Genomic DNA, 26,142 nt, shown 5'->3' on the forward strand with positions numbered 1-26,142 from the left:
ACGGTTGTCGTGGCATGTCGTCCAGTGGACAGGTGCATCCCGCCGAATGACGACAACGCGCCAGTCATGCAACGACCCTCATGCACTGCAGCAGGACACGCGCCGACGCCGCGTTCGCGGGCTCGCGCATCGGCTAAGGTAGCCGCGGACCTTCAACCGCGCATGGACATGAGCACCGACCACGACAACCTCGACGACAGCGACCTGCTGGACGACGAAACCCTCGACGAAGGCCAGGCCCTGGAGGCACGCGCCTACGACGCGTTCCACGAAGGCGACCTGCAGCAGGCGGTGGCGCTGTTCGGCGAGCTGATCGCACTCGCCCCCGAAGTGCCGTACCTGCATTACATGCGCGGGCTGGCGCACAAGTACCTGCGCGACTGGGCTGCCTCACTGCAGGACAACCTGCAATCGGAGCAGCTGCGCGGCGAGTTCGATGTCGCCACTGCCTGGAATGCCGGCATCGCCGCCACCGGCGCCGATGACTGGGCCGAAGCACGCCGCCAATGGGCCCGCTGCGGCATCACCCTGCCCGAGGGCGAAGGCCCGATCGAGGGCCACTTCGGCGTGGCCTGCGTGCGCCTGGCACCGTGGTCGGATGCTGAAGTGGTGTACATGAGCCGCATTGATCCGGTGCGTGCACGCATCGACAACGTACCGCTGCCCGAAAGCGGCTTCCGCTTCGGCGACATCGTGCTGCACGACGGCGCCTCGACCGGCCAGCGTGCCTACGGCGAGCGCCAGGTGCCGGTGTTCAACGCGATGCAGCGCCTGCAGGCATCGGACATGGCGACCTTCACCGTGTTCGTGCAGTGCGATTCGGCCGATGACATCGCTGCCCTGGAGGCCATCACCCTGCCCGGCATCGGCATGGTCGAGGATTGGACAGCCACCGTGCGCCGGCTGTGCCGTCGCTGCAGCTACGGCACGCCGCACCAGCATGGTGATGAGGCGCCAGATGAAGACCAATGGAGACGCGAACGTGACCTCGGCGTGGCCGCACAGGGCCGGGCTGCGGTGGAAAAGCTCATGGCGGTGTGGGTCGCTGCAGCCCCCGGCCGGGTGCTGGAGGCCATCGAACAGCGCGAGCACCCGCTGAGCGACCCGGAGCCAGGCCAGGTCTGGTGGCTGGGTGAGGACGAAGAAGACGCGTAAGTGCAAGGACCAACGGTCCTCATCCACAGGATTACAGGCAAAGAAAAAGCGGGCCGAAGCCCGCTTTTTCATTTCAGCGATTCCAGAAGCGTGTCAACCAAGGTTGACACCTACCGTAATCGACCGGAGGTCGATTACTCGGCGCTGACGGCGTCGCCTTCTTCCACGGCCTTCATCGACAGGCGGATACGGCCCTGCTTGTCGACTTCCAGCACCTTGACCTTGACCACATCGCCTTCCTTCAGCACGTCGCCGACCTTCTCGACGCGATCGCTGGAGATCTGCGACACGTGGACCAGACCGTCCTTGCCCGGCAGGATGGTGACGAACGCACCGAAGTCCATGATCTTGGCGACCTTGCCTTCGTAGATGCGGCCCGGCTCGACGTCCGAGGTGATCTGCTCGATGCGGGCCTTGGCGGCCTGGGCAGCGATGGCATTGACCGAAGCGATGACGATGGTGCCGTCATCCTGGATGTCGATCTGGGTGCCGGTTTCCTTGGTGATGGCCTGGATGGTCGAACCACCCTTGCCGATCACTTCGCGGATCTTGTCCGGGTGGATCTTGATGGTCAGCAGGCGCGGCGCGTAGTCCGACAGCTCTTCACGCGGAGCGGTCAGGCCGTGGGCCATTTCGCCCAGGATGTGCAGACGGCCAGCCTTGGCCTGCTGCAGAGCCTGCTTCATGATCTCTTCGGTGATGCCTTCGATCTTGATGTCCATCTGCAGGGCGGAGATGCCCTCAGCGGTACCGGCCACCTTGAAGTCCATGTCGCCCAGGTGATCTTCGTCACCCAGGATGTCGGACAGGACGACGAAGCGCTCGCCTTCCTTGACCAGACCCATGGCGATACCGGCAACCGGCGCCTTCACCGGCACGCCGGCGTCCATCAGGGCCAGCGACGAACCGCAGACCGAGGCCATCGACGAGGAACCGTTCGACTCGGTGATTTCCGAGACGACGCGGATGGTGTACGGGAAGGCTTCCAGCGACGGCATGACAGCCAGCACGCCGCGCTTGGCCAGGCGACCGTGGCCGATTTCGCGGCGCTTCGGGCCCATCATGCGGCCGCACTCACCCACCGAGAACGGAGGGAAGTTGTAGTGGAACAGGAAGTTTTCCTTGTACTCACCGGCAACGGCGTCGATGACCTGGCCGTCACGGGCGGTGCCCAGGGTGATGGTCACGATGGCCTGGGTTTCGCCGCGGGTGAACAGCGAGGAACCGTGGGTACGCGGCAGCACGCCGGTCTTCACGGCGATCGGGCGGACGGTGTCCAGCGCACGGCCGTCGATACGGACCTTGGTGTCCAGCACCGAGTCACGCATGGTGCGGTACTCCAGCTCGCCGAATTCCTTCGACAGCTCGGCCGGGTTCCAGCCTTCAGCGGCCACGCGGCCAGCCAGGGTTTCGACCACGTCCTTCTTGATCGCCGAGATGGCGTCACGGCGCTGCAGCTTGTCACGCACCTGGAAGGCTTCGCCCAGGCGCGGGCCGATGGCTTCCTTCAGGGCGGAGATCAGCGCGTCGTTCTTGGCCGGGGCTTCCCAGGTCGACGGCTTGGTGCCGGCTTCGACTGTCAGCTCGTTGATCGCGTTGATGACCTTCTGCATTTCGCGGTGACCGAAGGTCACGGCGCCCAGCATCACTTCTTCGGACAGCAGCGCGGCTTCGGATTCGACCATCAGCACGGCGTTGGAGGTACCGGCGACAACCAGTTCCAGCTGCGAGTCAGCCAGTTCGCTGACGGTCGGGTTCAGGATGTACTCGCCGTTCTTGTAGCCGACCTTGGCAGCGCCGATCGGACCCATGAACGGGGTGCCGGCCAGGGCCAGAGCAGCCGAGGCGCCGATCAGGGCCGGGATGTCACCGTCCACGTCCGGGTTCAGCGACATGACCGTGGCGATGATCTGCACTTCGTTCTTGTAGTCTTCCGGGAACAGCGGACGGATCGGACGGTCGATCAGGCGCGAGATCAGGGTTTCCTTCTCGGTCGCACGGCCTTCACGCTTGAAGAAACCACCCGGGATACGGCCGCCGGCGTAGAACTTTTCCTGATAATCGACGGTCAGCGGGAAGAAGTCCTGGCCTTCGCGCGCGCTCTTGGCGGCGACGGCGGTGACCAGCAGTACGGTGTCGTCCATCTTGACGATGACGGCGCCGCTGGCCTGACGGGCGACTTCGCCGGTCTCAAGCGTGACGGTGTGCTTGCCGTACTGGAAGGTTTTGGTGATTTTTGCCACGGAGGGTGTCCTTGGGGATGCTGTCTGCGAATTTGGACCGTCGGCGACCCTTGCCGCCAGCGGGTGGCCGGATCGTTCCGGCCTGAATCGGGGATTGCGGTGCTACAAAACAAAACCGCGGCGCATCGCTGCGCCGCGGGGGATTCGTTGCTTAGCGACGCAGGCCAAGCTTCTCGATCAGGGCCTTGTAACGCTCGACGTCCTTCTTCTTCAGGTAGTCGAGCAGGCTGCGACGGCGGTTGACCATCTGCAGCAGGCCGCGGCGGCTGTGGTGGTCCTTCTTGTGGGTCTTGAAGTGGCCGGTCAGCAGTTCGATGCGGGCGGTCAGCAGTGCAACCTGGACTTCCGGGGAGCCGGTGTCAGCCGAGCTGCGCTTGTTGTCTTCAATGACCTTCTGGGTGTCGATCGACATTTCTTTTTTCTCTGTGATGCGTGGCCGGCAGGAACGCGCTTCGCGCACCGCCAGGCTCGCCGTGGACTACGAGGATGAAACCTGCGCGAGGCAGGCTGCCGGAAAACGGCCGCGAAATTGTAACGGTCGGGGGCTTCCGGGACAAGGACCGGGGCTGAACCGCCCGGCCCAGGTCAGAGGTTGAAACGACGCTGCGGGGCCAGCAGGCCACTGTCATCGACCTGGCCCAGGCCCTGGACAGCATCGTCCGGGCCAAACACGGCCACCAGGCCATGCGGCCAGGACAGGTCGCGCTGGCGCTGGCCGACGCAGAAGCGGTGGGCCTGGTCGGCATCGAGGTCGACCCGCGGGTATTCAGCCAGGCCGGCCGCCAGCGGCAGCAGCAGCGCGTCCATGCCGGCCTCGTCGCCCGCCTCGACCATCGCCCGCAGTTGATCCAGCGTGACCATGGCAGGCTCGCGGAACGGCTCGACCCACAGCCGGCGCAGCGCGCTGATGTGGGCGCCACAGCCCAGGCTTTCGCCGAGGTCGCGGGCCAGGCTGCGGATATAGGTGCCGGAACCACAGGTCACGCGCAGCCGCAGCCGTTCCGGCTGCTGCTCCAGTACCTCGATGGCATGCACCTGCACCTCGCGTTCCGGCGCTTCGATGACGTCACCGCGGCGGGCCTTCACATACAGCGGTTCCCCACCCTGCTTCAGCGCCGAATAGATCGGGGCACGCTGGCGGATGTTGCCGGTCAGCGGCACCAGCGCCGCCTGCAGGGCCTCGGCACTGATCGCCGGCACCGCGCGCTGCAGCAGCACCTGGCCTTCGGAGTCATCGGTGTCGGTGGTCTGGCCCAGCATGATCTCGGCGTCGTAGGCCTTGGCCGAGCCGAGCAACAGTCCGGCAATCTTGGTCGCCTCGCCGAAGCACAGCGGCAGCAGGCCGGTGGCCAGCGGATCGAGGCTGCCGGTATGGCCACCCTTTTCGGCACGGAACAGGCGACGGGCCACCTGCAGGGCGGCGTTGGAGCTCATGCCGGTCGACTTGTCGAGCAGCAGGATGCCATCCAGGCGGCGGAACTGAATTCGGGTCATGACAGGAGTTTGTAGAGTCGAGCCATGCTCGACTGCTGCAGCGCGGTCTGCATCAGACATCGCGCAGCCGGAATGCAACAACGCCGGGCATGCCCGGCGTCGCGCGGTTATTCTTCGTCGCTCTCGCGACGCTTCTCGGCGGCCAGCGTATCGGGCAGGTCGCGCAGGATGTTGTCGATGTGTTCACCACGGTCGACCGAGTCGTCGTAGTGGAAATGCAGCTCCGGCACGTGGCGCAGCTTCATCGCTCGGGCCAGGTCCATGCGCAGGCGATAGCCCAGCTCCTTCAGGCCGGCCACGGCTTCAGCCGAACGTTCCGGCATCAGCGCAGTGACGAATACCTTGGCATGGGCCATGTCGCGGGTGATTTCCACGTCGGACACGCTCACCGAGGGCAACCCGTGCTCGCGCACGGCGTTGTGCACCAGGGTGCCGAGTTCACGGCGCAGCTGGGCGGAGACACGGTCGGTTCGATGGAAAGTCTTGGGCACGCGGTCGGGCTCTCGATTCAAATGTGACCCGACCAAGGTCGGGTCCTACCAGGAGGAGCGGCCCGACCTTGGTCGGGTCCTACCAGGAGGAGCGGCCCGACCTTGATCGGGCCCCACCAGGGGGCGGACCGGCCCGTGAGGGCTGGTCCGTTGCAGCAATTACAGGGTGCGCGGCACTTCGATACGCTCGAAGCACTCGATCTGGTCACCCGGCTTGACGTCGTTGTAGGCCTTCACCGCGATACCGCATTCGGTACCGTTGCGGACTTCTTCGACGTTCTCCTTGAAGCGACGCAGCGATTCCAGCTCGCCCTCGAAGATCACCACGCTGTCGCGCAGCACGCGGATCGGCTTGTTGCGCTTGACCACGCCCTCGATGACCATCGAACCGGCGACGGCACCCAGCTTGGAGCTGCGGAAGACGTCGCGGACCTCGGCAATACCGATGATCTCTTCGCGGATCTCCACGCCCAGCAGACCGGAGGCCACCTGCTTCACCTGGTCGATCACGTCATAGATGATCGAGAAGTAACGCAGGTCAACGCCGTTGGATTCGATGATGCGACGGGCCGAAGCATCCGCACGCACGTTGAAGCCGATGACGGTGGCCTTCGAAGCGGCAGCCGAGTTGGCGTCCGACTCGGTGATGCCGCCCACGCCGGAGTGGATCACGTTGATGCGGATGTCTTCGTTGGACAGCGCGACCAGTGCCTGGCTCAGCGCCTGCACCGAACCCTGCACGTCGGCCTTGATGACCAGATTGAGGACCTGCTGGCCCTCGCCCTTGCCCAGGGTCGCCATGATGTCTTCCATGCGGCTGCCGGCGGTGGCGACCAGGCGCGATTCACGGCGCTTGGTTTCGCGCTGCTGGGCAACGTCCTTGGCCAGGCGCTCGTCCTCGACGACCACGAAGTCGTCACCCGCTTCCGGCACGCCGGACAGGCCCAGGACCTGCACCGGGATGGACGGGCCGGCAAACTCCGGCTGCTTGCCGGTTTCGTCGAACAGCGCACGCACGCGGCCGTACTGGATGCCGCACACCAGATAGTCGCCCTTCTTCAGGCGGCCCTGCTGCACCAGCACGGTGGCGACCGGGCCACGGCCCTTGTCCAGCGACGATTCGATCACCACGCCCGAGGCGCGGCCTTCGTCGACGGCCTTCAGTTCCAGCAGTTCGGCCTGGATCGAGATGGCGTCCAGCAGGTCGTCGATGCCCAGGCCGGTCTTGGCCGAGATCTCCACCATCTGGGTATCACCACCGAAGTCTTCGGCCACGACCTGCTCGGACAGCAGTTCGTTCTTGACCCGCATCGGGTCGGCGTCGGACTTGTCGATCTTGTTGATCGCCACGATCAGCGGCACACCCGCCGAACGGGCGTGCTGGATCGCTTCCTTGGTCTGCGGCATGACGCCGTCATCGGCGGCCACGACCAGCACCACGATATCGGTCAGCTTGGCGCCGCGCGCACGCATCGAGGTGAATGCCGCGTGGCCCGGGGTATCCAGGAAGCTGATCACGCCCTTCGGCGTATCCACGTGGTAGGCACCGATGTGCTGGGTGATGCCGCCGGCTTCGCCGGTGGCGACCTTGGTGCGGCGGATGTAATCCAGCAGCGAGGTCTTGCCGTGGTCGACGTGGCCCATGATGGTGACCACCGGCGGACGCTGGGTGGCTTCGCCCTGGTTTTCACCGGTCGAGGCCAGCAGTGCGTCTTCGGCGTCGTTGTCGTTGGCACGGATGGCCTTGTGGCCGAGTTCTTCGGTCACCAGCGCGGCGGTGTCATGGTCGATGGACTGGGTGATGGTGGCCATCACGCCCATCTTGAACAGCGCCTTGACCACCTCGCCGCCCTTCAGCGCGAGCTTCTGCGCCAGGTCGGCCACGGTGATCGTGTCGCCGATCGCCACTTCACGCACCACCGGCGCGGTCGGACGCTCGAAGGCGTGCGGACCTGCATTGTTGCCACCGCGCGACATGTCGCGACGGCCACCGGCCTGGTTACGCCCGCCCGGACGACCACGGGTGTTGCTGTTGTTGCTGTTGCCACGACGCGCGCGGTCGGCAGCCGACAGGTGCATCTGGCCGGCGAAACGGTCGCCCGGGCCACGCTCGTTGCGCGGAGCGCTGCGGTTGTTGCGGTCGTCGTTGCGCGGCGGCGGCGGAGCGCTGCGCGGCGCAGCCGGAGCGGCGGCCGGAGCACGCGGCGGGCGCGGCGCGGTTTCATCGATCGGAGCGCGCTTGGGCTTGCTGGCAGCCAGTGCCTCGGCAGCCTTGGCGGCGGCCGCAGCTTCCTCGGCGGCCTTCTTCTCGGCCTCTGCGCGTTCCTTGGCCGCAACCTCTTCCTCACGGGCACGGACGATGGCTTCGTCGCGCAGACGATCCTTCTCGGCCAGAGCCTGCTGTTCGGCGAGGTTGCGCGCACGCGACTCTTCCAGCTTGCGCAGGATGTCGGCGCGCTCTTCGTCCGGGGTCATGGCGCGAGCACCATCCTTGACGTAGGTACGCTTCTGGCGCACCTCGACATTCACGGTCGTCTTGCTGCGACCGGAGCTGACCGTCACTTCCTGCTGTTTCCGGCGGTTGAGCGTGATCTTCTTTGCGGACTGATCCGTCTCTTCCGGGGCCTGCTCGGGCTTGCCATGCGAACGACGAAGGAAGCCCAGGAGCTTCACCTTCTCGGTACTGGTCACGACCTGGTCGGGACCGCTGAACTTCATGCCGGCACCGGCCAGCTGTTCCAGCAGTTTTTCGACCGGCGTGTTGACCAGTTCGGCAAGCTTGCGGATGGTGGTTTGCTGCGACATTCGGATCCTATGATCTTGTGGGCGCCCCCCCGCATCTGGAGGTGGCGCGGATTCTACGCCCTGAGCGGCTCAGGGCCCTGTTCATTGCCGGCTCATTCGCCGCGTTCCAGTCGGGCGATCTCCTCGGCACGCGCGGCCAGGATCAGCGCAGCGGCGCGCGCCTGGTCCAGCCCTTCGATGCCGAAGTCCATGACCTCGTCGGCGGCCAGGTCGGACAAGTCCTCACTGGTGCGCACGCCGTGGCCGGCCAGCGCATACGCGGTGGCTTCGTCCATGCCCTTCAGGGACAGCAGGTCCTGCGCCGGCTGGCCGTCTTCAAGGCCTTCCTCGACTGCCAGGGCCTCATTGAGCAGCGCATCGCGGGCACGAGCGCGCAGCTCTTCGACGATGTCTTCGTCGAAACCTTCCACGGCCAGCAGTTCGCCAACCGGGACATACGCGATTTCCTCGACGGTGCCGAAGCCTTCGCTGACCAGGATGCCGGCGATCTCTTCGTCCACTTCCAGCTTGTCCATGAACAGCTGGCGGGCCGAAGCCTGCTCGGCCTCCGACTTGGCGGTGACCTGGTCCTGGGTCATCACGTTGAGCTGCCAGCCGGTCAGGCGGCTGGCCAGGCGCACGTTCTGGCCGCCCTTGCCGATCGCCTGGGCCAGGCGGTCTTCAGCGACAGCCAGGTCCATCGAGTGCTTGTCTTCATCGACGATGATCGACTGCACTTCGGCCGGCGCCATCGCGTTGATGACGAAGTTGGCCGGGTTGTCGTTCCACAGCACGATGTCCACGCGCTCGCCATTGAGCTCGTTGGACACGGCCTGCACGCGCGAACCGCGCATGCCGATGCAGGCGCCGATCGGATCGGTGCGCTGGTCGTGGGCCAGCACGGCGATCTTGGCGCGGTCGCCCGGATCGCGGGCGCAGGCCTTGATTTCCACCAGGCCCTGGCCGACTTCCGGCACTTCCAGCTTGAACAGCTCGATCATGAATTCCGGGGCGGCGCGGCTGATGAACAGCTGCGGGCCACGCGGTTCCGAACGGACTTCGGCCAGGTAGCCGCGCACGCGGTCACCGGCGCGCAGCACGTCGCGCGGAATGCCCTTGTCCTTCGGGATGAAGCCTTCGGCGTTGCCACCGAGGTCGACATAGATGTTGCCGCGCTCGGCGCGCTTGACCACGCCGGTGATCAGCTCACCCACGCGATCCTTCCATGCATCCACGACCTGCTGGCGCTCGGCTTCGCGCACGCGCTGGACGATGACCTGCTTGGCGGCCTGGGCAGCAATGCGGCCGAAGTCCGGGTTCTCGATCTGCTCTTCGATGTAGTCGCCGACGTCCACGCCTTCGGCTTCATCGACGGCGTCCATCAGGCGGATCTGGCGGTCCGGCGATTCCATGACCACGTCATCGGCCACCACTTCCCAGCGGCGGAAGGTTTCGTAGCTGCCATCCTTGTGGTCGATGACCACGCGGGTCAGCACTTCCTCGTCGGGATAGCGCTTCTTCGCTGCCGAGGCCAGGGCGGCCTCGATGGCATCGAAGATCACTTCACGCGGCACGCCCTTCTCGTTGGCGACCGCGTCGACTACCAGCAACAGTTCCTTGCTCATTGGCTCACTCCGCGCGCGGCTTCTTTGCCGCCGGCTCGTTGGAAGAAGAATTCGTGTTCGGCTTCGGACGCTTCGGTGCCGGACCGGTCGGCTTGCTCGGGGCCAGCCCCAGCGCCACCCAGTCGGGCATGATCCGTGCCTTGTCGATGTTGTCGGCCGACACGACCACTTCGGCCTTGTCGACGATGAAGGTGATGGTGCCCGCGGCCTCGTCGGTCGCTTCGATGCGGCCCTGCAGGCGACGGCGATTGTCCTGCGGCAGCTTCAGCGTGACCTTGGCCGATTCACCCTGGTGGCGGGCGAACTGCTCCAGGTTGAACAGCGGGCGGTCGACGCCCGGCGAGGACACTTCCAGCGTGTAATTGCCGCTGATCGGGTCTTCGACGTCCAACTGCGCCGACACTTCGCGGCTGACCCGCTCGCAGTCGTCGACATTGATGATGCGCTCGGGCTGTTCAGCCAGCGGCACGTCGATGTAAAGGCGCAGGGTCGCACCGCCGGGGGCCGGCAGATACTCAACGCCCAGCAGCTCCAGGCCCAGCGACACAACGGTCGGGGCGAGCAGATTCGCGATGTCGGTTGCCTTGTCGCTCACAGCCTGCCTTGATCTCTTGGTTGGGTGCCGGCCTTGGCCGGCGTGAAAACATGACGCCCCGGAAACGACAAAGGGCCCGCTGGGCCCCTTTTCCGGAAAGACTCCGGTGACTGGATTCCGGTTGCAACCTGCAGTGCCTGCCGGTTGCGGCCCTCCTTCCGGGTCCGGGCTCCCGCTGGGAGGCCGCCTTCAGGGGTACTGCTAGGTCGCTGATGATAGCGACTGCACCGCGCTGGTGCAAGGTGCGGACCCGGGGTCAGATCCCTTTTCCACGGGAAAAGGGATCTGACCCCAATCACGCAGAAACGATGCAGGCCCCAAAGAAAAACGCCCTCGAAGCAGGACTTCGAAGGCGATCTCTTTACTTGGTAGCGGGGGCAGGATTTGAACCTGCGACCTTCGGGTTATGAGCCCGACGAGCTGCCAGACTGCTCCACCCCGCATCAGAAGCGGAATTATGAGGCATAACTTCAAAACCTGCAAGCTTTTCCTCATTCATCGAACTGGTTGGCGCCGATTCGATGTGTTGGTAGCGGGGGCAGGATTTGAACCTGCGACCTTCGGGTTATGAGCCCGACGAGCTGCCAGACTGCTCCACCCCGCACCGGAAGTGTTTGAACTGCTGCCCTGCTCTTTCGAGGAGGGCTACCGCAACGATGTTCTGGCTGAACCGCTGCAGTGACAACTCAGGCTGCGCATATTACACGAATCGCGCAGCTTTGTGTCAACTTTTATGCAAGATGCGCAAATGCCTGCTGGCACCAGACCATGATCGGGTTCCAGGCCAGGCCCAGCGCCAGCAGCGCCAGCGCGTTCACGCCCAGCACCAGGCCCAGCACACGGTCGTTGCTGCGCGGCATGGCCTCGCCCACCGGCTCATCGAAGTACATGACCTTGATGACGCGCAGGTAGTAGAAGCAGCCGACCACGGCACACAGCACGCCAAGGATGGCCAGCCACAGCAGGCCCCCGTTGACGGCCGCGCCCAGCACCGCCAGCTTGGTCCAGAAGCCCAGGAACGGCGGGATGCCGGCCAGCGACGCCATGATGCACAGCACCAGGCCGGCCATCCACGGGTTGCGGGCGTTGAGGCCCTTGAAGTCTTCGATGTTCTCGGCTTCGAAGCCGGCACGCGACAGCGCGATGATCGCGCCGAAGGCGGCGGTCGACATGATGGCGTAGGCCAGTGCGTAGAACAGTGCGGCGGCATAGCCCTGCGAACCGCCACCGGCAATGCCCATCAGCAGGAAGCCGATGTGCGAGACGGTGGAGAACGCCAGCATGCGCTTGAGGTTGCTTTGCGCGATGGCCATCAGGTTGCCGATGACCAGCGAGACCGCGGCCAGGCCGGCGATCAGCAGCTGCAGTTCGGTCGACAGCGGGCCCACGCCCATTTCCAGCAGGCGGTAGGCCATGCCGAAGGCGGCCAGCTTCGGCGCCGAGCTGATGAACAGTGCGATCGGTGCCGGGGCACCCTGATACACGTCCGGCAGCCACATGTGGAACGGCGCGGCACCCAGCTTGAAGGCGACGCCGGCGATCATGAACACCGCACCGGTGATCAGCAGCACGCGCTCTTCCGAGTGCGGGATGGCCTCGCGGATGACGTCGAGGTGGAGGCTGCCGGTGGCGCCGTAGATCAGCGACATGCCGTACAGCAGCAGGCCGGAGGCCAGCGAACCCAGCACGATGTACTTCATCGCCGCTTCCGAGGCCAGGCCGTTCTCACGGTTGCTGGCGACCAGGGCGTAGGAGCACAGCGCCAGCAGTTCCAGGCCCAGGTAGACCATCAGCAGGCTGCCGGCCGAGACCAGGATCATCATGCCGGCGGTGCCGAACAGGATCAGCACCGGGATCTCGCCCTGGAACAGGTTGCGATCGCGCAGGTAGCGCCAGCCGTAGACCAGGGTCAGGCCGCTGAGCAGCACGATCCCGGTCTTCATCACGTCCGCGGCGGTATCACGCACGAACATGCCATGGAAGACCTCCCCCTGCCCGCCCACGCCGGTGGCCAGCATGAACAGCACCACGGCCAGCGCAGCGAGCGAGAACAGGTGGGTGACGATCTTGTTCCGGTTGCTGACGAACAGGTCGAGGATCATCAGGGCGAAGGCGCTGCCGATCAGCACCAGCTCGGGAGCGAGCGGTGGCAGGTCAGCGGCGGTCAATGGCAGCAGCGGCGAGGTGGTCATCATCAAATCCTGGAATTACAGCAGCTTGCTGGATGCGATCTGCATCGCCAGCTTCGCGATCGAGGGCTCCATCAGGTCGGTCAGCGGCTTGGGGTAGATGCCCAGGGCCAGCACGCCGATGGCGAACACGCCCAGCACCAGCCATTCGCGGCCGTTGATGTCCTTCAGTTCGGCAACATGGCTGTTGGCCACTTCACCGAAGAAGATGCGCTTGTACAGCCACAGGGTGTAGGCGGCGCCGATGATCAGGGTGGTGGCCGCGCCCAGCGCGATCCACGGATTACGCTGGAAGGCCGACAGGATGACCATGAACTCGCCGACGAAACCACTGGTACCCGGCAGGCCCGCGTTGGCCATGAAGAACAGCATGGCGAAGGTGGCGAACCACGGCATCACGTTGACCACGCCGCCGTAATCGGCGATGCGGCGGCTGTGCATGCGGTCGTACAGCACGCCGACGCAGGAGAACATCGCGCCCGACACGAAGCCGTGCGAGATCATCTGCACCATGGCGCCCTGCAGGCCCAGGCGGGCGGCATCGGCGTTGCCGGCTTCACGCACCAGCCACAGGGCAATGAACGTGCCCAGAGTGACGAAGCCCATGTGCGCGATCGACGAATAGGCGATCAGCTTCTTCATGTCGTCCTGCACCAGGGCGACGAGGCCGACGTAGATCACCGCGATCAGCGACAGCGCGATCACCAGCCACGCCCATTCCTGCGACGCGTCCGGGACGATCGGCAGGTTGAAGCGCAGGAAGCCGTAGCCACCGATCTTCAGGGCGATGGCGGCCAGGATCACCGAACCGGCGGTCGGCGCTTCCACGTGGGCATCCGGCAGCCAGGTGTGGACCGGGAACATCGGCACCTTGACCGCGAAGGCGATCAGGAAGGCGAAGAAGATCCAGGTCTGTTCCTTGGCCGACAGCGGCAGCGCGTACAGGTCGGCCAGCTGGAAGCTGCCCCCCTTCATGTACAGGTAGATCAGCGCCACCAGCATCAGCACCGAGCCGAGGAAGGTGTACAGGAAGAACTTCAGCGCGGCGTAGATGCGGCGCGGGCCGCCCCAGACACCGATGATCAGGAACATCGGGATCAGCATCGCCTCGAAGAACACGTAGAACAGCATCGCGTCCGTGGCCGAGAAGATACCGACCGTGACGCCTTCCAGGATCAGGAAGGCGGCCACGTACTGGTTGACGCGCTTGTCGATGGCGCTCCAGGCGCCGATCAGGGCAAGCACGCTGACCAGGGTGGTCAGCAGGATCAGCGCCACGGCGATGCCGTCCACGCCCAGGTTGTAGCCGATCTTGTACGCCGGGATCCAGGCATGGGTCTCGACGAACTGCAGACCGTCGATGCCCGCGTTGTAGCCGCTCAGCAGCGAGAGGCTCGCCACGAACGTCAGCACCGCTACGCCCAGCGACGCCCAGCGGGCGGTCTGCGCATCACGGATCGCAAGGATCAGGGCACCACCGATGATCGGCAGCCAGATGAGGACACTGAGTAGAGGCCAGTTCGACACGTCTTCTTATTCCGTACAGGTCATCAACGCAGGTAATGCATCAGCACGCCCAGAAGGGCAATCAGGCCGATGATCATCGCGAAGGCGTAGTGATAGAGGAAACCGGATTGGGTACGACGCAGCACGCCGGCTGCGACGTCCACAACACGTGCCGAAAGATTGACCACGCCGTCGACGATGTTGCTGTCGATCCAGCGTGCGACCTTGCCCAGCTTGACGCTGCCACCGGCAAAGCCATCGATCCACAGCTTGTCGAAGCCGTACTTGTTTTCCAGCACCGACACCAGCGGGGCGAAGGTCTTGCGCGCCTTGCCCGACAGGTCCGGCTTCCACAGGTAGAACAGTGCAGCCAGCAGGAAGCCCGCCAGGGTCAGCCAGAACGGCGGCAGCATCATGCCGTGCAGCGCGAACGCCACCGGACCATGGAACTCTTCGCCCAGGAAGCCAACGGTGTTCTTGGCCGGATCGTAGAAATTCACGATGCCGGTGAAGAACGTCTGCGCCTGGCCCTTGATGGCCTCGTGCGCATGGTGGCCGGCCCAGTCGGTGCCGTGCAGCATCGGACCGATGCTGAAGAAACCGATGGCGATCGACGGAATGGCCAGCAGGATCAGCGGCAGCGTCACCACCCACGGGGTTTCGTGCGGCTCATGCGCACCGTGGCCATGGCCGTGGTCGTCATGGGCATCGCCGTGGTGGGCGTCGGCGGCGTGATGATCGTCATGGCCATGGCCGTGATCATCATGCGCGTCGCGGAAGCGCTCCTTGCCGTGGAAGGTCAGGAACAGCAGGCGGAAGCTGTAGAAGCTGGTCACCAGCACGCCACCCAGCACTGCCCAGTAGCCATAGGTGGCCACCCAGCTGTTCTGCATGTGGGCGTGGATCTCGGCCGCCTCGATGATGGTGTCCTTCGAGTAGAAGCCGGAGAAGAACGGCGTACCGACCAGGGCCAGGGTACCGATCCACATGGTGACGAACGTGATCGGCATGTACTTGCGCAGGCCGCCCATCTTGCGCATGTCCTGCTCGTGGTGCATCGCGATGATGACCGAGCCGGCGCCCAGGAACAGCAGCGCCTTGAAGAAGGCGTGGGTCATCAGGTGGAACACGGCGGCCGAGTACGCCGACACGCCCAGTGCAACCGTCATGTAGCCCAGCTGCGACAGCGTGGAGTACGCGACGACGCGCTTGATGTCGTTCTGCACGATGCCGATCAGGCCGGTGAAGAAGGCCGTGGTGGCACCGATGAACAGGATGAAGTTCAGCGCGGTCTGCGACAGCTCGAACAGCGGCGACATGCGGGTGACCATGAAGATACCGGCGGTCACCATCGTCGCGGCGTGGATCAGCGCCGAGATCGGGGTCGGGCCTTCCATCGAATCCGGCAGCCACACGTGCAGCGGAACCTGGGCCGACTTGCCCATGGCACCGATGAACAGGCAGATGCAGATGACGGTGGCGATCGACCAGATCACCGGCTCGTTCAGCAGCTGCATGCCGAACAGGGTGCCGTCCCAGATCTGCAGCTGGGCGCGCGGGTCAGCCAGCATGCCGGCCTGCGAGAACACCTGCGAGTAGTCCAGGGTGCCGAACACCCACAGCACGCCGGCGATGCCCAGCAGGAAGCCGAAGTCACCAACGCGGTTGACCAGGAACGCCTTCATGTTGGCGAAGATCGCGGTCGGGCGCTTGAACCAGAAGCCGATCAGCAGGTACGACACCAGGCCCACCGCTTCCCAGCCGAAGAACAGCTGCAGGAAGTTGTTGCTCATCACCAGGGTGAGCATCGAGAAGGTGAACAGCGAGATGTAGCTGAAGAACCGCTGGTAGCCCGGATCGTCCTGCATGTAGCCGATCGTGTAGATGTGGACCAGCAGCGACACGAAGGTCACCACCACCATCATCATCGCGGTCAGCTTGTCGACCATGAAGCCGACGTGGGCCGAGTACTGGCCGACTTCGAAGAACGTGTAGATGTTCTGGTTGAACGGCTGCGCGCCGCCCCAGAGCAGCTGGTAGAGCGTGTACATCGACAGGCCGCAGGCCACCGCGACGCCGAGGATGGTGATGGTCTGCGCGCCGAAGCGCTTGACCTGGCGACCGAACAGGCCGGCGATGATGCTGCCGAACAGCGGTGCAAGCACCACTGCGATCAACAGACTCTTGGAGAGAGTGATTTCCATCTGTGGATCAGCCCTTCAACGAATCGACTTCGCCGACATTGATCGTGCGGCGGGTACGGAACAGGGTCACCAGGATCGCCAGGCCGATGGCGGCTTCCGCGGCGGCGACGGTCAGGATGAAGAACACGAACAGCTGGCCGGACGGATCGCCCAGCTGACGCGAGAAGCCGACGAAATTGATGTTCACCGACAGCAGCATCAGTTCGATCGACATCAGCAGGACGATGACGTTCTTCCGGTTGAGGAAGATGCCGGCCAGGCTGATGGCGAACAGCACCGCGCCAAGCGCAAGCATGTGGCCAAGGGTAATCACGGCTGGGTCTCCTCGCCGGCGGCCGGCTTGCTGTTGCTGTGCACGACCGGTGCTTCGGCGCCCATCTTGACCATGCGCAGGCGCTGGCCGGCCTTGACCATGGTCTGCTCGCCCGGGTTCTGGCTCTTCACGCCGGTACGGCGGCGCAGGGTCAGCATCACGGCGGCAACCACGGCCACGGTCAGGATGACCGCGGCGAACTCGAACGGCAGCAGGTACTCGGTGAACAGCGTGCGCGCCAGCCAGGTGACGTTGGAGCTGTCGGCGGCGACCGCAGCGGCGTTGTCGGCCGGGAACGGCGTGACAGAGCGCGCCTTGACGCCGATCAGGATCAGCATCTGCGCCAGCATCGCCACCGCGACGATGAGGCCGACCGGCAGGTAGCGCACCCAGCCCTCACGCAGCTTGGTGGGGTCGATGTCGAGCATCATCACCACGAACAGGAACAGCACCATCACCGCGCCGACGTAGACCAGCACCAGGGCGACGCCGAGGAACTCGGCACCCACCAGCAGCCACACGCAGGCAATGGAGAAGAAGGTCAGCACCAGGCAGAGCACGGCGTGAACCGGGTTGCGCACGCTGATCACCGCACCGGCCGAAACCGTTGCCGCGATGGCGAACACCCAGAAAGCGATATTTACCCAATCCATCTCTCGACCTCAGCGGTAAGCGGCATCGGCGGCGCGACGCTCGGCGATCTCGGACTCGAGACGGTCGCCCAGGGCCAGCAGCTGCGGCTTGGTAACGATGTTTTCGCCACGATTCTCGAAGTGGTACTCGAGGATGTGGGTTTCGACGATCGAGTCCACCGGGCAGCTTTCTTCGCAGAAGCCACAGAAGATGCACTTGAACAGATCGATGTCATAGCGCGTGGTACGGCGGGTGCCGTCTTCGCGCTTGGCCGAGTCGATGGTGATGGCCAGCGCCGGGCACACCGCTTCGCACAGCTTGCAGGCGATGCAGCGCTCTTCACCGTTGGGGTAACGGCGCAGGGCGTGCAGGCCACGGAAGCGCGGCGACTGCGGGAACTTCTCCATCGGGTACATCATCGTGTACTTGGGCTTGAAGCTGTACTTCAGCGTCAGCCAAAGGCCACCCAGGAGTTCGAGCAGCAGCAGGCTCTTGAAGTAATGGGTAATCCTGTTCATCACTTAGACGCCCTTTTGAATCACGCCGAAGAACACCATGACGGCGGTAACCGCGATCCACAGAATGGCCAGCGGGATGAAGACCTTCCAGCCCAGGCGCATGATCTGGTCATAGCGGAAGCGCGGGAAGCTGGCACGGAACCAGATGTAGGCACTGGCGAAGAAGAACACCTTGACGAACAGCCACGGTGCACCGCCCTTCCAGATCCAGTCGACCAGCGGCGAGACGTCGCCGAAGTTGACCCAGCCCTGGATGGGGCTCAGCCAGCCGCCGAGGAAGAAGATCGAGATCAGGAAGCTGATCAGGATCATGTTGGCGTATTCGGCCAGGAAGAACAGCGCGAACGCACCGCCCGAGTACTCGACCATGTGGCCAGCGACGATTTCCGATTCACCTTCCACCACGTCGAACGGCGCGCGGTTGGTTTCGGCAACGCCCGACACCCAGTAGATGACGAACAGCGGGAACAGCGGCAGCAGGAACCAGTCGAAGAAACCGGAATTGCCGGCCTGCGCCATCACGATGTTGCTCAGGTTCAGGCTGCCCGACGCGATCATCACGCCGACCAGGGCGAAGCCCATGGCGATTTCGTAGCTGATCATCTGCGCCGAGGCGCGCATCGCACCCAGGAACGCATACTTCGAGTTGGATGCCCAACCGGCCAGGATGATGCCGTAGATGCCCAGCGAGGTCATCGCCAGCAGGTACAGCAGGCCGGCGTTGGCGTTGGACAGCACGATCTGCGAATCGAAGGGAACCACCGACCAGGCCGCGAAGGCCGGGGCCAGGGTGATCAGCGGGGCCAGCAGGTAGATCGCCTTGTTGGCGCTGCTCGGCTGGACCACTTCCTTGAACAGCAGCTTGAAGACGTCGGCGAAGGCCTGGAAGATGCCCATGCCCACGTACATCGGGCCGTGGCGGACGTGCATCCAGCCGATCAGCTTGCGTTCCCAGACCACGTAGAAGGCCACCGAGATGATCACCGGAACGGTGATCACCAGGATCTTCAGGATGATCCAGATCAGCGCGCCGATGTCACCAAGGCCAAGCAGCCACTGGTGCAGCGGATCGACCGCGTTCAACAGCAATTCGTTCATGCAGCCACCACCGTTACGCGAGCGGCACCCAGCGGCGCGGTCGCGCCGTGGCCCGATTCAATCCAGACCGAACCCGCAGCGACGCGGGCGTCGATCACCACCGGCAGGGTGGCCTTGCCGGCATCGGTGCCGACCTTGGCCATCTGCCCTTCCTGCAGCTGCAGGCGAGCGGCATCTTCAGCGTTCAGCACGATGCGCGGGGCGTTGTTGAGCGGATGCGACTGCAGCGCCGGGGCGCGACGGACCACCGCATCGGTGCGGTAGATCGCGGCGGTCGAAGCCACTTCCAGGCCTTCGCCGGCAACCACCGGCTGTGCCGAGGCGGCAACGGCGACCGACACCGGGGCCAGGCTGGCGCGCAGGCCGGCCAGGTCGGTGAAGTCGAAACCGGCTACCGCCAGCTCACCGCCCAGGGCGCGCAGCACGCGCCAGCCCTCACGGGCCTCGCCCGGCAGCTTGCCGCCGGCACGCGCCGACTGCTCGCGACCATCGAGGTTGGTCAGGGTGGCGTCGATTTCCGGCAGCGCACCGATCGGCAGGATCACGTCGGCAACGTCGCGGGTGGAGACGCAGGCGAACTGGCTGAAGGCCACCACCTTGGCGCCGACCAGCGCCTTGCGCGCGGCGGGGGCGTCGGCGAAGTCCAGACCCGGCTCCAGGCCGTACACCACGTAGGCCTGGCGCGGCTGCGCCAGCATTGCGGCGACGTCCTTGCCGGCCGGCAGCACGCCTGCGCGGGTCAGGCCAACGGCGTTGGCACCCTGCGGGATGCGGCACAGCTTGGCACCGGTCGCAGCGGCGAAGTCACGCGCGGCGGCGCGGATCGCGGCAGCCTGCGGATGGTTTTCGGCGATGCCACCGACGATCAGCACGGTGTTGTTGCCGCCCTGCACCGCCGAACGCAGCTCGGCGTTGGCCAGCGCGTCGACGAACTTCGACGGCGCGACGATCTGCTTGCCGGCGATGCTGAAGGCGAAGTCGAAGTCCACCGGGTTGACGACGTGGATCTTCGCGCCGTTGGTGGTCTGCGCCTTGCGCAGGCGGGCGTGCAGCAGCGGCAGTTCGTGGCGGATGTTGCTGCCCAGAACGACGATGCGGTCGGCGCCTTCGATCTCGGCGAGCGGCAGGCCGAACACTTCGGCGGTTGCGGCGTCGGAGAAATCGCGGTTGTTGATGCGGTGGTCGATGTTGCTCGAGCCCAGGCCCTTGGCCAGGCGGGCCAGCAGCGCGCCTTCCTCGTTCGAGGTGGACGGGTGCACCAGCACGCCCAGGTTGTCGCCCTGGTTGGCCTTGAGGATCTCGGCGGCCGCGGCCAGGCCTTCGGCCCAGCTCACTTCCTTCCACTCGCCATTGACCTTGCGCAGCGGCTTGACCGCACGGTCTTCGCTGTACAGGCCCTGGTGCGAGTAGCGGTCACGGTCGGACAGCCAGCACTCGTTCACCGCTTCGTTGTCGCGCGGCACGGTGCGCAGCACTTCGCCGCGACGCACGTGCAGGAACAGGTTCGAACCCATCGCGTCGTGGTAACCCAGCGATTCGCGCGCGGTCAGTTCCCACGGGCGGGCGCGGAACTGGAACACCTTGTTGGTCAGCGCGCCGACCGGGCAGACGTCGACGACGTTGCCGGACAGCTCGGTGGTCAGCGGCTTGCCGTCGAAGGTACCGATCTGCAGGTTCTCACCGCGGTACATGCCACCCAGTTCATAGGTACCGGCAACGTCGGCGGTGAAGCGGACGCAGCGGGTGCACTGGATGCAGCGGGTCATCTCGGTGGCGACCAGCGGGCCCATGTCCTCGTCCGGCACCACGCGCTTGCGCTCGTTGAAGCGGCTGACCGAACGGCCATAGCCCAGCGACACGTCCTGCAGCTCGCACTCGCCGCCCTGATCACAGATCGGGCAGTCCAGCGGGTGGTTGATGAGCAGGAACTCCATCACCGAGCGCTGGAACTTCAGTGCCTTCTCGCTGCGGGTGGCGACCTTCATGCCATCCATCACCGGGGTGGCACAGGCCGGCGCCGGCTTCGGCGACTTTTCCACGTCCACCAGGCACATGCGGCAGTTGGCGGCGATCGGCAGCTTCTCGTGGTAGCAGAAGCGCGGAATCGAAATGCCGGCCTTGTCGGCCGCCTGGATGATCATCGAACCCTTGGGCACGACCAGCGACTTGCCATCGATTTCGATGGTCACGTGATCCGGTGGCACGTTCGGGTTTACGGGTTGCGCGCTCATGCGGCGGCTGCCTCCACCTTCTTGCCGTCAACCATCGAATGACCGTTGACGATGTAGTACTCGAATTCGTCCCAGAACTGGCGCAGGAAGCCCTGGATGGGCCATGCAGCCGCTTCACCGAACGCACAGATGGTGTGGCCTTCGATCTGGCCGGCCACCGCCTTCAGCTGGTGCAGGTCTTCCATCGTGGCCTTGCCGGCGACGATGCGCTCCAGCACGCGGTGCATCCAGCCGGTGCCTTCACGGCACGGGGTGCACTGGCCGCACGATTCCTTGTGGAAGAACTGGCTGATGCGGCAGGCGAACTTGACGCAGCAGACGCTGTCGTCCAGCACCACGATCGCACCCGAACCCAGGCCGGAGCCCAGCGCACGGATGGTGTCGTAGTCCATCGGCAGATCCTTCAGCTCGGCCGCGGTCAGTACCGGCATCGACACGCCGCCCGGGATCGCGCCCTTGAGGGTACGGCCCGGACGCAGGCCACCGGCCATTTCCAGCAGGTCGTGGAATTTGGTGCCCAGCGGCACTTCGAAGTTGCCGCCGTTCTGCACGCAGCCGGACACCGAGAAGCACTTCGGACCGCCGTTGGCGGTCAGGCTCAGGCCCTTGAACCACTCCGGACCGTTGCGGATGATCGCCGGCACCGAACCGTAGGTTTCGGTGTTGTTGATCGTCGACGGCTTGCCGTACAGGCCGAAGTTGGCCGGGAACGGCGGCTTGTAGCGCGGCTGGCCCTTCTTGCCTTCCAGCGATTCCATCAGCGCGGTTTCTTCGCCGCAGATGTACGCACCGGCGCCCAGCGCACCGTAGATGTCGATGTCCACGCCCGAGCCCATCACGTTCTTGCCCAGCCAGCCATTTGCATAGGCGTCGGCCAGGGCCTGCTCGAAGTGCTCGAACGGCTCGTGGTGGAACTCACCGCGCAGGTAGTTGTAACCCACGGTCGAACCGGTGGCGTAGCAGGCGATCGCCATGCCTTCCACCACCGAATGCGGGTTGTAGCGCAGGATGTCGCGGTCCTTGCAGGTGCCCGGCTCGGATTCGTCCGAGTTGCAGAGGATGTACTTCTGCATGTTGCCCTTGGGCATGAAGGACCACTTCAGGCCGGTCGGGAAGCCTGCGCCACCGCGCCCGCGCAGGCCCGAGGCCTTGACCATCTCGATGACCTGCTCCGGCGGGATCTTCTCTTCGAGGATCTTGCGCAGGGCAGCGTAGCCACCGGTCTTCAGGTAGCTTTCGTACGACCACGGGGTGTCGTAATGCAGGGTGGTGTAGACCACCTGGTGCGGCAGCGGCGCGGGGCCGACCGGACCCTTGGATTCGTGGTGATGTGCCATGCCCTTACTCCAGCCCGTCCAGCAGCTCGTCGACCTTTTCCAGGGTCAGACGCTCATGGTAGTGACCGTTGATGACCATCATCGGCGCGCCACCGCAGCCGGCCAGGCACTCTTCCTCGCGCTTGAGGTAGACGCGGCCGTCCGGGGTCGATTCACCGTGCTTGATGCCCAGCTTCTTCTCGCAATGGCGGACGATGTCCTCGGCGCCATTGAGCCAGCAGCTGATGTTGGTGCAGATGGCCACGTTGTTGCGGCCCACCTTCTCGGTCTCGAACATCGAGTAGAAGCTGGCGACCTCGTAGGCCCACACCGGCGGCAGGTCGAGGTACTTGGCCACGCCGGCGATCAGTTCGTCGGTCAGCCAGCCCTGGTTCTGCTCCTGGGCCGCATGCAGGCCCTGCAGCACGGCAGAGCGCTTGCGGTCCGGCGGGAACTTGGACAGCCAGTGATCGATGTGAGCGCGGGTCTTGTCGCTCAGCACCACCATCGGGTCGACGTCGCGCGCCGCCTCGAAATTACCTGTCGCCTTCATCGGCCGACCTCAGCGAAATGCATAACGTGAAATTCCAGAAACTGCGGCGCCGGCTTGCGCCGGCTGCCTGCAGCGGGCGTTGGCGTGGCGGACGGCATTACCGGTCAACCTCGCCGAACACCAGGTCGTAGGTACCGATCATCGCCACCACGTCGGCCAGCATGTGGCCGCGCACGATCGAATCGATCGAGGACAGGTGGGCGAAGCCCGGTGCGCGCAGGTGCACGCGGAACGGCTTGTTGGCGCCGTCGGAGACCAGGTAGCAGCCGAACTCGCCCTTGGGCGCTTCCACTGCCGCATAGGTCTCGCCGGCCGGCACGCAATAGCCTTCGCTGAACAGCTTGAAGTGGTGGATCAGCGCTTCCATGTCGTCCTTCATGTCCTCGCGCTTGGGCGGAGCGACCTTGAAGTTCTTGACCATGACCGGGCCGGGGTTGGCCTTCAGCCATGCCACGCACTGCTTGATGATGCGGTTGGACTCGCGCATTTCGGCAACGCGGACCAGGTAACGGTCGTAGCAGTCGCCTTCCTTGCCCAGCGGGATGTCGAAATCGACGGCATCGTACTTGGCATACGGACGCTTCTTGCGCAGGTCCCAGGCGATGCCCGAGCCGCGCAGCATCACGCCGGTCATGCCCCACTGGTGGGCCAGTTCCGGAGTGACCACGCCGATGCCGACGGTACGCTGCTTCCAGATACGGTTGTCGGTCAGCAGGGTTTCGTATTCGTCGATGCGCTTGGGGAACTCGACGGTGAAGTTCTCCAGGAAGTCCAGCAGCGAGCCCTCGCGCGAAGCATTGAGCTGCTTCAGCGCCTTGCCCTTGTGCCAGCGCGATTCCTTGTACTTCGGCATGTGGTCCGGCAGGTCGCGGTAGACACCGCCCGGACGGTAGTACGCCGCGTGCATGCGCGCGCCGGAGACCGCTTCATAGCAGTCCATCAGCTCTTCGCGCTCGCGGAAGGCGTACAGCATCACCGCCATCGCACCCAGGTCGAGCGCGTTGGAACCCAGCCACATCAGGTGGTTGAGGATGCGGGTGATTTCGTCGTACATGGTGCGGATGTACTGCGCACGCTCCGGCGCCTCGATGCCCATCAGGGTCTCGATCGCGCGCACGTAGGCGTGCTCGTTGCACATCATCGACACGTAGTCCAGGCGATCCATGTAGCCGATCGACTGGTTGAACGGCTTGGACTCGGCCAGCTTTTCGGTACCACGGTGCAGCAGACCCACGTGCGGGTCGGCGCGCATGATGGTTTCGCCGTCCATTTCCAGGATCAGGCGCAGCACACCGTGCGCGGCCGGATGCTGCGGGCCGAAGTTCATGGTGTAGTTGCGGATTTCCTGCCGTGCTTCGGCCGGATTGCTCGCGAACGCTTCGCGGGCCTGGTGGAACTCGCTCACTTCACTGCCTCCTGCGCGCGCTCACCTTCTGCGGTCTGCAGACGGGCGTCGTCGCGGATCACGCGCGGCACGCCGACACGCGGCTCCACCGAGGTGACCGGTTCGTAGATCACGCGCTTCTTTTCTTCGTCGTAGCGGACTTCGACATTGCCGATCAGCGGGAAATCCTTGCGGAACGGATGGCCGACGAAACCGTAGTCGGTCAGGATCCGGCGCAGGTCCGGGTGGCCTTCGAAGATCACGCCGTACAGGTCGAACGCTTCGCGCTCGAACCAGTTCAGGCCCGGCCAGATGCCGGTCAGCGAGGACACTACCGGCAGCGCTTCGTCAGGGGCGAAGCAGCGCAGGTGCATCATCAGGTTGTGCTGGTACGAACGCAGCTGGGCGACCACGGCAAAGCGCTGGGTCGGCATGTGCTGCGGGCGGGCACCGTCGGCACCGTTTTCCTCGGTGGGGAACTCGCCCCACGCGAAGCGGCCCTGGGCCTTGCCTTCGACGCCACGGCTGAAGCCCTGCGAGGACACGTCGGCGGTGTCCCATTCGTCGGAGCCATAGCCGAGGTAGTCGACGCCGCAGAGATCCACGGCCTGCTCGAAACCAAACTCGTCACGCAGCGCCAGGGCGGTGGCGTGCCACTCGGCGGCAGGCACTTCCAGCGTCACTTCGCCGCGGGGTTCGACCACGATGACCTTCGCACCTGCGAAACGTGCGGAGAGTCGGTCGATGAAGGATGCTTGCTCTGCCATGGGGGCTTGGCGCGCTCTTGTCAGGTGAAGGGGTCAGCGGGCGATGGTCTGTGTACGCCAGATCTTCTTCTGCAACTGCAGGATCCCGTACACCAGCGCCTCGGCGGTCGGCGGGCAGCCCGGGACGTAGACGTCCACCGGCACCACGCGATCACAGCCGCGCACCACAGAATAGGAGTAGTGGTAATAGCCACCGCCGTTGGCGCAGCTACCCATCGAGATGACCCACTTCGGGTCCGGCATCTGGTCGTAGACCTTGCGCAGCGCCGGGGCCATCTTGTTGACCAGGGTACCGGCCACGATCATCACGTCGGACTGACGCGGCGACGGACGGAACACCACGCCGTAGCGGTCAAGGTCCAGGCGCGCGGCGCCGGCGTGCATCATCTCGACCGCGCAGCAGGCCAGGCCAAAGGTCATCGGCCACATCGAGCCGGTGCGCGCCCAGTTCAGCAGTGCGTCGACGCTGGTGGTGACGAAGCCCTTTTCCAGCAGCGGGTTGTCGCCTTCCGGCCGCAGGATGTCATCAACCCGGCCTTCCGGCGACGGGTTGTTCATGAGGCCATCGAGAGTCTGAATCACTCCCATTCCAGCGCTCCCTTCTTCCAGACGTAAATGAAACCGAGGAACAGCATGCCGACGAACAGGCCCATGGTGATGAGCGAACGGGCACCCAGCTCCATGAAGACCTGGGTCCACGGCACGATGAAGATGATTTCCAGGTCGAAGACGATGAACTGGATCGCGATCAGGTAGTAGCGCACGTCGAACTTCATGCGCGCGTCTTCGAAGGCCTCGAAGCCGCACTCGTACGGCGACAGCTTTTCCAGATCGGGGCGGCGGGGACCGAGGAATCGACCAACCAGCATCAGCGTAATGCCGATACCGGTGGCAACGATCAGAAACAGCAGAGACGGCAAATATTCGGCCAGCACAGCGATTCTCTCTTGCCTCTGCCGCTGCGCCTGCAGGCGCTTTGGCATGGGGGAGTGGACGGGAATCTGCCTGGCGCCTTGCGCGCCAGACGAACCCGCTTTACTTAC

The 26,142-nt window shown here is 64.8% G+C and carries 22 protein-coding genes and 2 tRNA genes; 1 reads left to right on the forward strand and 23 read right to left on the reverse strand.

The window, feature by feature from the left end; translation table 11 throughout:
* Positions 1-168: 168 nt before the first annotated feature.
* Complete coding sequence (locus tag SriyCCGPB3_RS15025; protein WP_228756389.1) at positions 169-1,155, forward strand: tetratricopeptide repeat protein; 987 nt, start codon at positions 169-171, stop codon at positions 1,153-1,155.
* 134 nt (positions 1,156-1,289) lie between these two features.
* Here the strand turns inward: SriyCCGPB3_RS15025 and pnp are convergent, their stop codons facing one another.
* From pnp to SriyCCGPB3_RS15140, 23 genes are all read right to left on the reverse strand, one after another.
* Positions 1,290-3,398 carry a polyribonucleotide nucleotidyltransferase gene (pnp, locus tag SriyCCGPB3_RS15030; protein ID WP_032128652.1) on the reverse strand — a complete coding sequence of 703 codons (2,109 nt, stop codon included), beginning with the start codon at positions 3,396-3,398 and terminating at the stop codon, positions 1,290-1,292.
* A 151-nt stretch (positions 3,399-3,549) separates the two neighbouring features.
* Positions 3,550-3,810: a 30S ribosomal protein S15 gene (rpsO, locus tag SriyCCGPB3_RS15035; RefSeq protein WP_005410445.1), complete on the reverse strand. Its 261-nt coding sequence runs from the start codon at positions 3,808-3,810 to the stop codon at positions 3,550-3,552.
* Positions 3,811-3,983: 173 nt separating this feature from the next.
* Positions 3,984-4,892 (reverse strand): tRNA pseudouridine(55) synthase TruB, encoded by a 909-nt coding sequence (gene truB / locus SriyCCGPB3_RS15040; protein ID WP_110712981.1) that lies wholly within the window; start codon positions 4,890-4,892, stop codon positions 3,984-3,986.
* Positions 4,893-4,999: 107 nt separating this feature from the next.
* A complete protein-coding gene (rbfA, locus tag SriyCCGPB3_RS15045; RefSeq protein ID WP_005410447.1) occupies positions 5,000-5,383 on the reverse strand; it encodes a 30S ribosome-binding factor RbfA in 384 nt (127 codons plus the stop codon).
* A gap of 159 nt (positions 5,384-5,542) precedes the next feature.
* Positions 5,543-8,188, reverse strand: coding sequence for a translation initiation factor IF-2 (gene infB / locus SriyCCGPB3_RS15050; RefSeq protein ID WP_032128650.1), 2,646 nt, complete (start codon positions 8,186-8,188; stop codon positions 5,543-5,545).
* A gap of 92 nt (positions 8,189-8,280) precedes the next feature.
* On the reverse strand, positions 8,281-9,792 hold the full coding sequence (gene nusA, locus SriyCCGPB3_RS15055) for a transcription termination factor NusA (RefSeq protein WP_005410449.1): 1,512 nt from the start codon (positions 9,790-9,792) through the stop codon (positions 8,281-8,283).
* Between the two features lie 4 nt (positions 9,793-9,796).
* Positions 9,797-10,387 (reverse strand): ribosome maturation factor RimP, encoded by a 591-nt coding sequence (gene rimP, locus SriyCCGPB3_RS15060; RefSeq protein ID WP_019660578.1) that lies wholly within the window; start codon positions 10,385-10,387, stop codon positions 9,797-9,799.
* Between the two features lie 366 nt (positions 10,388-10,753).
* A tRNA-Met gene (locus SriyCCGPB3_RS15065) sits at positions 10,754-10,830 on the reverse strand.
* Between the two features lie 84 nt (positions 10,831-10,914).
* A tRNA-Met gene (locus SriyCCGPB3_RS15070) sits at positions 10,915-10,991 on the reverse strand.
* A 127-nt stretch (positions 10,992-11,118) separates the two neighbouring features.
* Positions 11,119-12,579: an NADH-quinone oxidoreductase subunit NuoN gene (gene nuoN / locus SriyCCGPB3_RS15075; RefSeq protein ID WP_032128648.1), complete on the reverse strand. Its 1,461-nt coding sequence runs from the start codon at positions 12,577-12,579 to the stop codon at positions 11,119-11,121.
* Between the two features lie 15 nt (positions 12,580-12,594).
* Positions 12,595-14,103, reverse strand: coding sequence for an NADH-quinone oxidoreductase subunit M (locus tag SriyCCGPB3_RS15080; RefSeq protein ID WP_049437087.1), 1,509 nt, complete (start codon positions 14,101-14,103; stop codon positions 12,595-12,597).
* Between the two features lie 23 nt (positions 14,104-14,126).
* Complete coding sequence (nuoL, locus tag SriyCCGPB3_RS15085; protein WP_110712983.1) at positions 14,127-16,286, reverse strand: NADH-quinone oxidoreductase subunit L; 2,160 nt, start codon at positions 16,284-16,286, stop codon at positions 14,127-14,129.
* A 7-nt stretch (positions 16,287-16,293) separates the two neighbouring features.
* The gene (gene nuoK / locus SriyCCGPB3_RS15090; protein WP_005410454.1) at positions 16,294-16,599 is read right to left on the reverse strand and encodes an NADH-quinone oxidoreductase subunit NuoK; all 306 of its coding nucleotides are present in this window, start codon (positions 16,597-16,599) and stop codon (positions 16,294-16,296) included.
* Positions 16,596-17,252: an NADH-quinone oxidoreductase subunit J gene (locus tag SriyCCGPB3_RS15095; protein ID WP_075677133.1), complete on the reverse strand. Its 657-nt coding sequence runs from the start codon at positions 17,250-17,252 to the stop codon at positions 16,596-16,598. The genes nuoK and SriyCCGPB3_RS15095 overlap by 4 nt, the downstream gene beginning before the upstream one ends.
* A 9-nt stretch (positions 17,253-17,261) precedes the next feature.
* Positions 17,262-17,750 carry an NADH-quinone oxidoreductase subunit NuoI gene (gene nuoI / locus SriyCCGPB3_RS15100; RefSeq protein ID WP_006381128.1) on the reverse strand — a complete coding sequence of 163 codons (489 nt, stop codon included), beginning with the start codon at positions 17,748-17,750 and terminating at the stop codon, positions 17,262-17,264.
* A 3-nt stretch (positions 17,751-17,753) separates the two neighbouring features.
* Positions 17,754-18,848 (reverse strand): NADH-quinone oxidoreductase subunit NuoH, encoded by a 1,095-nt coding sequence (nuoH, locus tag SriyCCGPB3_RS15105; RefSeq protein ID WP_006381129.1) that lies wholly within the window; start codon positions 18,846-18,848, stop codon positions 17,754-17,756.
* Positions 18,845-21,079 (reverse strand): NADH-quinone oxidoreductase subunit NuoG, encoded by a 2,235-nt coding sequence (gene nuoG, locus SriyCCGPB3_RS15110; protein ID WP_006381130.1) that lies wholly within the window; start codon positions 21,077-21,079, stop codon positions 18,845-18,847. Before nuoG ends, nuoH begins: the two co-directional genes overlap by 4 nt.
* A complete protein-coding gene (gene nuoF / locus SriyCCGPB3_RS15115) occupies positions 21,076-22,416 on the reverse strand; it encodes an NADH-quinone oxidoreductase subunit NuoF (RefSeq protein WP_005410459.1) in 1,341 nt (446 codons plus the stop codon). The genes nuoG and nuoF overlap by 4 nt, the downstream gene beginning before the upstream one ends.
* Before the next feature lie 4 nt (positions 22,417-22,420).
* Positions 22,421-22,948 carry an NADH-quinone oxidoreductase subunit NuoE gene (gene nuoE / locus SriyCCGPB3_RS15120; RefSeq protein ID WP_005410460.1) on the reverse strand — a complete coding sequence of 176 codons (528 nt, stop codon included), beginning with the start codon at positions 22,946-22,948 and terminating at the stop codon, positions 22,421-22,423.
* 97 nt (positions 22,949-23,045) lie between these two features.
* Positions 23,046-24,353, reverse strand: a complete 1,308-nt coding sequence (locus SriyCCGPB3_RS15125; RefSeq protein WP_110712985.1) for an NADH-quinone oxidoreductase subunit D — start codon at positions 24,351-24,353, stop codon at positions 23,046-23,048.
* Entirely contained in the window at positions 24,350-25,099 is a 750-nt protein-coding gene (locus tag SriyCCGPB3_RS15130) for an NADH-quinone oxidoreductase subunit C (protein WP_005410462.1), read from the reverse strand. Before SriyCCGPB3_RS15130 ends, SriyCCGPB3_RS15125 begins: the two co-directional genes overlap by 4 nt.
* Positions 25,100-25,132: 33 nt before the next feature.
* Positions 25,133-25,687, reverse strand: coding sequence for a NuoB/complex I 20 kDa subunit family protein (locus tag SriyCCGPB3_RS15135; protein ID WP_005417936.1), 555 nt, complete (start codon positions 25,685-25,687; stop codon positions 25,133-25,135).
* Positions 25,678-26,034 (reverse strand): NADH-quinone oxidoreductase subunit A, encoded by a 357-nt coding sequence (locus SriyCCGPB3_RS15140; protein ID WP_008265012.1) that lies wholly within the window; start codon positions 26,032-26,034, stop codon positions 25,678-25,680. Before SriyCCGPB3_RS15140 ends, SriyCCGPB3_RS15135 begins: the two co-directional genes overlap by 10 nt.
* Positions 26,035-26,142: the final 108 nt, after the last annotated feature.

Origin of the sequence: Stenotrophomonas riyadhensis, assembly GCF_040256885.1 — a bacterium.
GTDB classification, from domain to species: Bacteria; Pseudomonadota; Gammaproteobacteria; order Xanthomonadales; family Xanthomonadaceae; genus Stenotrophomonas; species Stenotrophomonas riyadhensis.